General features: G+C 62.2%; 7 protein-coding genes, 2 tRNA genes and 1 pseudogene. 5 read left to right on the top strand and 5 right to left on the bottom strand.

Annotation, left to right across the window (positions count from 1 at the left end):
* Both RBR29_RS03250 and RBR29_RS03245 read left to right on the top strand, forming a co-directional pair.
* Window positions 1-614: pseudogene (locus RBR29_RS03250) on the top strand (alpha/beta hydrolase); the annotation flags it as partial.
* Window positions 615-898: 284 nt separating this feature from the next.
* Window positions 899-2,389 carry a helix-turn-helix domain-containing protein gene (locus RBR29_RS03245; RefSeq protein WP_320347193.1) on the top strand — a complete coding sequence of 497 codons (1,491 nt, stop codon included), beginning with the start codon at window positions 899-901 and terminating at the stop codon, window positions 2,387-2,389.
* An 87-nt stretch (window positions 2,390-2,476) separates the two neighbouring features.
* Here the strand turns inward: RBR29_RS03245 and RBR29_RS03240 are convergent.
* The 4 genes from RBR29_RS03240 to RBR29_RS03225 form a co-directional block, all read right to left on the bottom strand.
* A tRNA-Val gene (locus RBR29_RS03240) sits at window positions 2,477-2,551 on the bottom strand.
* Window positions 2,552-2,687: 136 nt separating this feature from the next.
* Window positions 2,688-3,431, bottom strand: coding sequence for a DNA polymerase III subunit epsilon (dnaQ, locus tag RBR29_RS03235; RefSeq protein ID WP_320347192.1), 744 nt, complete (start codon window positions 3,429-3,431; stop codon window positions 2,688-2,690).
* 55 nt (window positions 3,432-3,486) lie between these two features.
* Window positions 3,487-3,942 carry a ribonuclease HI gene (gene rnhA / locus RBR29_RS03230; RefSeq protein WP_320347191.1) on the bottom strand — a complete coding sequence of 152 codons (456 nt, stop codon included), beginning with the start codon at window positions 3,940-3,942 and terminating at the stop codon, window positions 3,487-3,489.
* Entirely contained in the window at window positions 3,935-4,702 is a 768-nt protein-coding gene (locus RBR29_RS03225; protein ID WP_320347189.1) for a class I SAM-dependent methyltransferase, read from the bottom strand. The genes rnhA and RBR29_RS03225 overlap by 8 nt, the downstream gene beginning before the upstream one ends.
* Window positions 4,703-4,717: 15 nt before the next feature.
* Here RBR29_RS03225 and gloB point away from each other — a divergent pair, with 15 nt between their 5' ends.
* The 3 genes from gloB (at window position 4,718) to fabI (ending at window position 7,904) form a co-directional block, all read left to right on the top strand.
* On the top strand, window positions 4,718-5,512 hold the full coding sequence (gloB, locus tag RBR29_RS03220) for a hydroxyacylglutathione hydrolase (protein WP_320347187.1): 795 nt from the start codon (window positions 4,718-4,720) through the stop codon (window positions 5,510-5,512).
* A 114-nt stretch (window positions 5,513-5,626) separates the two neighbouring features.
* Entirely contained in the window at window positions 5,627-7,003 is a 1,377-nt protein-coding gene (locus RBR29_RS03215; RefSeq protein ID WP_320347185.1) for a transglycosylase SLT domain-containing protein, read from the top strand.
* A gap of 118 nt (window positions 7,004-7,121) precedes the next feature.
* Window positions 7,122-7,904: an enoyl-ACP reductase FabI gene (gene fabI, locus RBR29_RS03210; protein WP_320347183.1), complete on the top strand. Its 783-nt coding sequence runs from the start codon at window positions 7,122-7,124 to the stop codon at window positions 7,902-7,904.
* A gap of 93 nt (window positions 7,905-7,997) precedes the next feature.
* Here the strand turns inward: fabI and RBR29_RS03205 are convergent.
* Window positions 7,998-8,088: transfer RNA gene (locus RBR29_RS03205), tRNA-Ser, on the bottom strand.
* Window positions 8,089-8,150 lie beyond the last annotated feature (62 nt).

Genomic DNA, 8,150 nt, shown 5'->3' with positions numbered 1-8,150 from the left:
ACAGCATGGGCGGCGTGCTGGGCCGGCTGCTGGTCTCCACATCCGGCTCCGTGCTGTACGACGCCATCCAGGCCCACTACCAGCCTGGACGCGACCTGCAGGCACGCATCGTCCGGGATTTCGGCAGCCTGCTGCACTTCACACCAGTTGCCGGCATCAGCCGCGCCGTGTTCATCGCTGCCCCTCACCATGGCACCCCCTATGCCGACAAGAACATGGTGCGCCTGGCCTCGGCCCTGGTCCGCCTGCCCCTGACGCTGCTGGAACAATTCGGCGGCCTGTCCCAGGCGGCGCATCAGGACACGCTGGACCGCGCCCTGGTCGCCAATGGCATCGACAATCTGAGCGAACGGGATCGTTTTCTGCAATTGAGCCAGACGATGGCGATTTCACCTGCCGTGCGCTATCACAGCATCATCGCCCGCCGTTCCGCAGCCGGACCGCTGGAAGCATCCGACGACGGGCTGGTGCCCTGGCGCAGCGCCCACCTGGAAGGCGCGACATCGGAAAAGATCATCCTGGGTTCTCACAGCATCCAGGAAAGCCCTGCCGCCATTCTGGAAATCAGACGGATTCTGCATGAGCATCTGCGGGCGCTCACGCCAGGCCGCTGAGGGGTCAGTGGCATCCGCCGTGCTGATGAATGCCCATCCCCCGTTCATGGGGTAGCGCCTTCGTAAATTGCCCCGAGTTTTGCGGAGGCTCCAAGCTCTGAGAGAATGGCGTCATGGCAAATCAAACGCAGTTTTCCCCTGAAGTGCGTGAGCGCGATGTGCTGTACCCGCTGCACTGCAACAGATCGAGATCGACCTGGACGACGGTATAAAGGTGAACTACCCAAAATTCGGCGCCGCCGTGAAGAAGATCTCTGGGCTGGTAGCCAAGGACGAGGATTGAGATGATGGCATCCCCCGATCCGCTCTTGCAGCAGCCAGAAAGCAAGACGCTGGAATTCAAGCGCGACCTGTCTTCACCGCGCCATGTGGTCAAAACCCTGGTGGCCTTTGCCAATTCGGCCGGCGGGCGGCTCATCCTGGGAGTGAGCGATGACCGACAAGTGATCGGGGTGGCCGACCCGCTGGACGAAGAAGAACGCATCTGCAATTTGATTGCGGATTCCATTACGCCCAGGCTGGTGCCCAATGTGGAACTGGTCAGCCAGGGTGAGCGAACCATTCTGGTGGTCGAGGTCTTTCCCAGCAACAGCCGACCGCACTATGTCAAACATCAGGGGCCAGATGAGGGCGTGTATGTGCGTTTGGGGTCCAGCAACCGACAGGCCGGCCCGGATCTGATCGCCGAACTGCGCCGGTCGGCACAAGGCGTCGTCTTCGACGAGCAGCCCATGCCGGAACTCAGTGTGGATGACCTGGACCTGGAGGCTGCCCAGGCCCTGTTTGGTGACCGGCGACAGCTGGATGGCAAGGCATTGACGACCCTGAAACTGGTGCGCCGTGAACAGAATCGCCTAGTGCCTACCCATGGGGGGGTTCTGCTGTTCGGCAAAGATCGTGAGCAGTATTTTCCTGACGCCTGGGTGCAGTGCGGGCGTTTCCAGGGCATAGACAAAGTTCACATCTTCGATCAGGTGGAGATTCACGACCATTTGCCGCAGATGGTGGATGCAATTGAATTTTTTCTGAAGAAACATGCCTTCAAAAGCGCCCAGTTCGGCGCGATGCGTCGCGAGGATGTCTGGAGCATCCCACTGACGATCCTGCGCGAGGCCATCGTCAATGCCTTGGTACACAGCGACTATTCGCAGCGCGGTACACCGATCCGTATCGCCTTCTTTGATGACCGTATTGACATCGAGAGCCCCGGCCTGCTGCTGCCAGGCATGACCGTCGAAGACATGAAAAGTGGGGTCTCCCGGATCCGCAACCCGGTGATCGCCCGTGTTTTTCGTGAATTGGGCATGATCGAGCAATGGGGCAGCGGAATCAGGCGGATTTTTGATCAGGCTGCCACCCAGGGCCTGCCAGAGCCGATCATTACAGAAATTGCGACGGGCGTGCGTCTGAGCATCTTTCTATCGCTGACACAAAGCCTAGACGCGACCAAAGGAACTCATGTTTCGGAAGTCTCACCGGACAATGATGATCATTTACGGCTAGAGTCACGGCTAGAGTCACGGCTAGAGTCGAAACTGGCGGCTAGAGTCGTAACGCTTCTGGCCGAACACGAGTCCGGCAAGGCTGGACTGGCCAGGAGCCTGGGCCACAGAACGGTATCGGGGGAGCTGCATAAGCAGATCCGGCGATTAATGGAATTGGGCATGATTGAAATGACACTACCCGACACCCCCACCAGTCGCATGCAACGCTATCGGCTGACCGACCGTGGTCAATCCACCATAGTGGCGTTGTTGAAGAAACCCCAAGATTGACGAACCCCAGCAGAAGTGCCTGCTGTACCAGGACGGTCCGCTGCCCGCCAGGGACACCGACGACTATTGATTTTATTGGGATTTACATGGTGGGCGGTACTGGGTTCGAACCAGTGACCCCTGCCGTGTGAAGGCAGTGCTCTACCACTGAGCTAACCGCCCAATCGGGCTGCCAAGAATTTGCGCAAAGCGCGCAGGATCAGCCGACTGGAAAGACGGCCATTATACATGGTTTTCCAAAACAGCGCTGACAGTCACGCGCCCCTGGGCCGCATTCCACCCCGTCACCCAGCCCAGATCAGCCTGCTGCCCCGTTCACCCCAGCCTGGGACTCGATCTGCCGCCACAGGCAGGCTTTGCCCGCCGCCTTGTCCAGGCCATCCAGGTAGGCTTCGTGGGCCTGCAGCGCCTGGGCATCGACCTGGATGACCGGCAGTCCCGAGGCATCGAACCGCCCTCGCCCTCCGGCTGCGTCGGTACCGGCACGGCCGGGCGCATCATCGGGCGCCTCGTCCAGCAGGGAATCCTGGCCGCGCGTCATGGCCAGCCAGACCTCGCCCAGCAGTTCCGAGTCCAGCAACGCCCCGTGCAAGGTCCGGTGTGCATTGGAAATGCCGAATCGTTCGCACAGCGCATCCAGATTGTTGCGCTTGCCAGGGAACATCTCGCGCGCCACCAGCAGCGAATCCGTGATCTTGGCGCATAGTTCAGTGAACGGAGGCAACTGGGCGCGCTGCAATTCGGCGTTCAAGAACTTCACGTCGAAAGCCGCGTTGTGGATGATGACCTCGGCGTCACGCACGAAATCCACCAGCTGCTGGGCGACCTCCGGAAATCGCGGATGGCCGGACAGAAATTCAGTCGTCAACCCGTGGACTCGCAGCGCTTCGGGATCGCTGTCCCGGTCCGGGTTCAGATACAGGTGCAGATGGCGGTTGGTCACCTGCCGGTTGAGGATCTCGACGCAGGCCAGTTCCACCACCCGGTGGCCCTGATCGGGCTCCAGGCCCGTGGTTTCGGTATCGAGAACAATTTGACGCATGGGAATCCTTGTCGATCCGCCGGGATCGGCCGTGTGCTGATGAGTGCGGCAAAGCCTAAGGCGCGCGCAACCCCTGTGGGTCCTCCACGCCGAGATTGGCCAGGGCATCCGCCCGTTCGTTGCCGGGATCACCGGCGTGACCCTTGACCCACCGCCAGTGTAATTCATGCCCCGCCGCCAATTCGTCCAGCATGCGCCACAGGTCGGCGTTCTTGACCGGTTTTCTGTCGGCCGTGCGCCAGTCACGCCGCTTCCAGTTGGGCAGCCATTCGGTCATGCCCTTTTGCACGTAGGAAGAATCGGTATGCACCGTCACGATGCAACGCCGCTTGAGCGCCCGCAGCGCCTGGATCACCGCCATCAGTTCCATGCGGTTGTTGGTCGTGTCCGGCTCGCCGCCATGCAGGGTTTTTTCGTACGGCCCCTGGCGCAACAAGACGCCCCATCCGCCTGGACCGGGATTGCCCTTGCAGGCGCCATCCGTCCAGGCATCCACTCTGGGTTCAGCCATGGATGTCCTCATTGATTCGATTGGCGGCAGGTGCCACCGCGCCACGGCGCATGCGACGGCGCGGCTGGCGCCACGCAGGTCCGACCAGGCGCATGCCCGACACCCGTTTGACTGCCGCAATCGCGTACACCGCGCCACCGGCCGGCCACCAGCGATCGCCGGCATGTTCCATGAACCGCCAGCGATGCAGCCAGGCCTGGGTCGCGCACAGAGGCACATAACAGCCGAAACGCCCGCGATCCAGTTCAAAGGACAAGAGCTTGAACCAGTCCTTCAGGCGCGCGGGCGAAACCTGGGATGGCACCGGTACCGGCAAGCGCAGATCCAGGCCCGGCAGGGATTCCCGCAACCCCCACAGACTGTAGGGGTTGAAACCCGTCAGCACCACCCGGCCTTCGGGCATCAGGATGCGTTCGACCTCGCGCAGCACCTGGTGCGGGTCCATACACCATTCCAGGGTATGGGGCATGACCACCAGATCGACGCTCTGCGTGTCGAAAGGCAGCTGTTCAGGCTCACAGACCAAGCGACCCGCCCGCGAGCCGAACGGCGCGCTGGGGCTATGCGCCCAGGCCTTGTAGGGTATGCGATTGGCCTGCAGGAGATTCCAGTGCGGCAGCCCAATTTGTATGGCATGATAGCCGAACGCATTGCCGACCATGGCGTCCACCTGGCGCTGCTCCCAGGCGCGCGCGTACCGCCCCACAGGGGTTTCCAGCCATTCGGCCAATTCGATCGGCATTTCGCGCTGCGGTGCCACCCTGATCTCCTTGCCATGCATTCTTCCGCCCGGGCCGTCCTGACGCCCATTCCCGCCCTGTCAGACAATTACATCTGGATGGTACAGAAAAACGGCCATGCACTCGTCGTGGACCCGGGGGAACCCGGCCCCGTCGAAGCCTTGCTGCACGATGGACTGATTCTGGACGCCATCCTGATCACCCATCATCACGGCGACCACGTCGGCGGCGTGCGTGCATTACAACAGCGAACCGGGGCGCGCGTCTACGGGCCGCGCCACGAAAACATCCCGGCCTGCGACGTCCCTCTGGCCGAAGGCGACACAGTGGACTTGCCCGGCATGGGGCTGCAGTTCCGGATCCTGGACATTCCCGGCCATACGGCCGGCCATATCGCCTACACCGGGCCACTGGACCCCGATCGGTCGGCGGTCTTCTGTGGGGACACCCTGTTCGCCGTCGGTTGTGGTCGCCTGTTCGAAGGCACGCCCGCCCAGATGCTCGATTCCCTGGACAAGCTCGCCGGGCTGCCGCCGGACACACTGGTCTGCTGCGCGCACGAATACACGGCATCCAACATCCGTTGGGCCCTGCAGGTTGAACCCGACAACGCTGCCCTGCACGCCCGCGCCCGGGACGTGACGCAACTGCGCGCCCAGAACCTACCCACGGTGCCCTCCTCGATCGGCCTGGAACTGCAAACCAACCCATTTCTACGCACCCGCCAGGCCACAGTACAAGCCGCCTCGGCCCAGTATGCCCAGTCCTCCCTGGACACCCCCCAAGCCGTCTTTGCGGCGCTGCGGCAATGGAAAAATGATTTCAGGTAAGGTCGCAGCCGGACGCCGACATTTCCGGCGTTTTCTCAGGTTTCTTGCACAAACATGTGATTCCTTGGGTAAAATCGGGAAATTCGCGCCTCAAAATCCCCCAATGATCCATCCATGAAAATCCTGCGACTCCTCCTGCCGCTGATCCTGGTGGCGCTGGCCGGTTGTGCCACCCGCCCCCAGTCGGCCGATCAACGCCAGGCCTATGTGGCAGAAGACACGTCTCGCACCGTCGATCTGACGCACCCACCCCGCGATATGTGGGACCGCATCCGGCGGGGTTTCGCCATCCCCAACCTGCGTAACGAACGGGTCGATTACTGGACGGACTACTACGCCTCGCACCCGCAATCCGTGCTGCTCATGAGCCAGCGGGCCGGCAAATACCTGTATTACATCGTGGACGAACTGAACCGGCGCGGCCTGCCCACCGAACTGGCGCTGCTGCCCTTCGTCGAATCCGCCTACAACCCCAATGCCCTGTCGCGGTCCCAGGCCTCCGGCCTGTGGCAATTCATCCCCAGCACCGGGCAACACTACAAACTGCAGCAGGACTGGTGGCGCGACCAGCGGCGCGATCCGGTGGCATCAACCCAGGCCGCGCTGGACTACCTGAGCTATCTGTACGATTTCCAGGGCGACTGGTATCTGGCGCTGGCCTCGTACAACTGGGGCGAAGGCGCCGTGAAGCGCGCCATGGACAAGGCCGCCGACGCTGGCAAGCCCACAGGCTACACCGCCCTGGACATGCCCGACGAAACCCGCAACTACGTGCCCAAGCTGCAAGCAATCAAGAACATCATCGCGCGCCCGGAAAAATTCGGCATCACCCTGCCCAAGGTCAGCAATACCCCGTACTTCACCACCGTACACAAATCGCGCGACATGGACATCGCCGTGGCTGCCGCCCTGGCTGAAATGCCGCTGGAAGACTTCCAGGCGCTGAATCCCTCGTACAATCGGCCCGTCATCCTGGCCGCGCACAAGCCCGCCCTGCATCTGCCACTGGACAAGGTCGGCGTTTTCAATGAAAACCTGGCGTCCTACACGGGCCGCCTGTCATCCTGGCAGGTCATCCACCCGAAAAAAGGCCAGTCGCTGGCCAGCATCGCAAAAACACACGGCATCTCCCTGAACCAGCTGCGCCAGGCCAACAACCTGGGATCACGACAAACCCGTGCAACCACCGCCGCCTTGCTGATCCCGGCTCAGGAAGCCCCTGCAGGCGGCCTCATGCTGGCGTCCTACCAGTCCTCCAACGCGACATCGGCAACCGAACCGACTCGCCCCCCCACCCGGCTGAAAGCCCAGGACCTGAGATCCAAGCCCAGCATCCGCACGCATACGATTCGCCGGGGTGATACGCTGTATTCCCTGGCGCGGCGCTACAACACGTCGGTGGATGCCCTGCGCAAACTCAACAACCTGAAGAACTCTTCCCTGTCCACTGGCCAGCGCCTGCGCGTGCCTGGCACCGAGGTACAGGGATGAGGCAGGACACGGCCTAGTCCCCTGCGGACTATGCCGCGCCTGACGAATCCGAGCCGCATGCAGGCGGCGAGGTGGAGAGATCTTCGCTCCGATTGAACTTTCTAGACTGGAACACATCATGGGCTTTCTGAACGGCAAACGCATTCTGATCACCGGCGTCCTCTCGAATCGATCCATCGCCTACGGCATCGCGCACGCCTGCCGCGCCCAGGGCGCCGAACTGGCCTTCACCTACGTCGGTGAACGTTTCGAGGGGCGTGTGCGCGGCTTTGCCGAGGAACTCGGCAGCAGCATCGTCATCCCCTGCGATGTCGCCGACGACACCCAGATCGAGGCCACCTTCACCCGCCTGCGCGAGCACTGGGACGGCCTGGACGGCCTGGTGCATTCCATCGGCTTTGCCCCGCGGGATGCCCTGGAAGGCGATTTCCTGGACGGCATGACGCGCGAGAATTTCCGCATCGCACACGACATTTCCGCCTACAGTTTCCCCGCCCTGGCCAAGGCCGCGCTGCCGATGCTGGAAGGCCGTAACGGATCGGTCCTGACCCTGACCTACCTGGGCGCGGAAAAGGCCATCCCCAACTACAACATGATGGGCCTGGCCAAGGCGTCCCTGGAAGCCAGCGTGCGCTACCTGGCCCGATCCATGGGCCGCAAGGGCCTGCGCGCCAATGGCATTTCCGCCGGGCCGATCAAGACCCTGGCGGCCAGCGGCATCCGCGACTTTTCCAACATGCTGAAATACGTCGAATCGCAATCGCCGCTGGGCCGCAACGTCACCATCGAGGATGTCGGCAATGCCGCCGCCTTCCTGCTGTCGGATCTGGCCAGCGGCATCACGGGCGAAATCCTGCACGTGGACTGCGGCTTTTCCAATACCGTGCCGGGGATGGACTGATTTCGGTCACGCGCCCGCACCCTGCGCCGTCATCACGACGACCTAGATATGAAAAAACCCTGGATCCCGATGGGATCCAGGGTTTTGTGCAACTGGCGGACAGGGGGGGATTCGAACCCCCGATACGCTATTCACGTATACACGCTTTCCAGGCGTGCGCCTTCAACCACTCGGCCACCTGTCCTGCACGTTTGCGTACCATGACACGCAAACGAAGTCCGCTATTCTAGCATAACGACAACGATC

The sequence above is a fragment of the Castellaniella sp. genome, from assembly GCF_034007085.1.
GTDB lineage: Bacteria > Pseudomonadota > Gammaproteobacteria > Burkholderiales > Burkholderiaceae_B > Castellaniella.
Note: the sequence above shows the minus strand (reverse complement) of the source record. Positions and strands in the feature narration are given on the sequence as shown.

Coding starts and splice junctions, on each gene's coding strand:
- fabI (WP_320347183.1), top strand. CDS start 7,122: ATGGGCTTTCTGAACGGCAAACGCATTCTGATCACCGGCGTCCTCTCG.
- rnhA (WP_320347191.1), bottom strand. CDS start 3,942: ATGGCTGAACCCAGAGTGGATGCCTGGACGGATGGCGCCTGCAAGGGC.
- dnaQ (WP_320347192.1), bottom strand. CDS start 3,431: ATGCGTCAAATTGTTCTCGATACCGAAACCACGGGCCTGGAGCCCGAT.
- RBR29_RS03245 (WP_320347193.1), top strand. CDS start 899: ATGATGGCATCCCCCGATCCGCTCTTGCAGCAGCCAGAAAGCAAGACG.
- gloB (WP_320347187.1), top strand. CDS start 4,718: ATGCATTCTTCCGCCCGGGCCGTCCTGACGCCCATTCCCGCCCTGTCA.
- RBR29_RS03215 (WP_320347185.1), top strand. CDS start 5,627: ATGAAAATCCTGCGACTCCTCCTGCCGCTGATCCTGGTGGCGCTGGCC.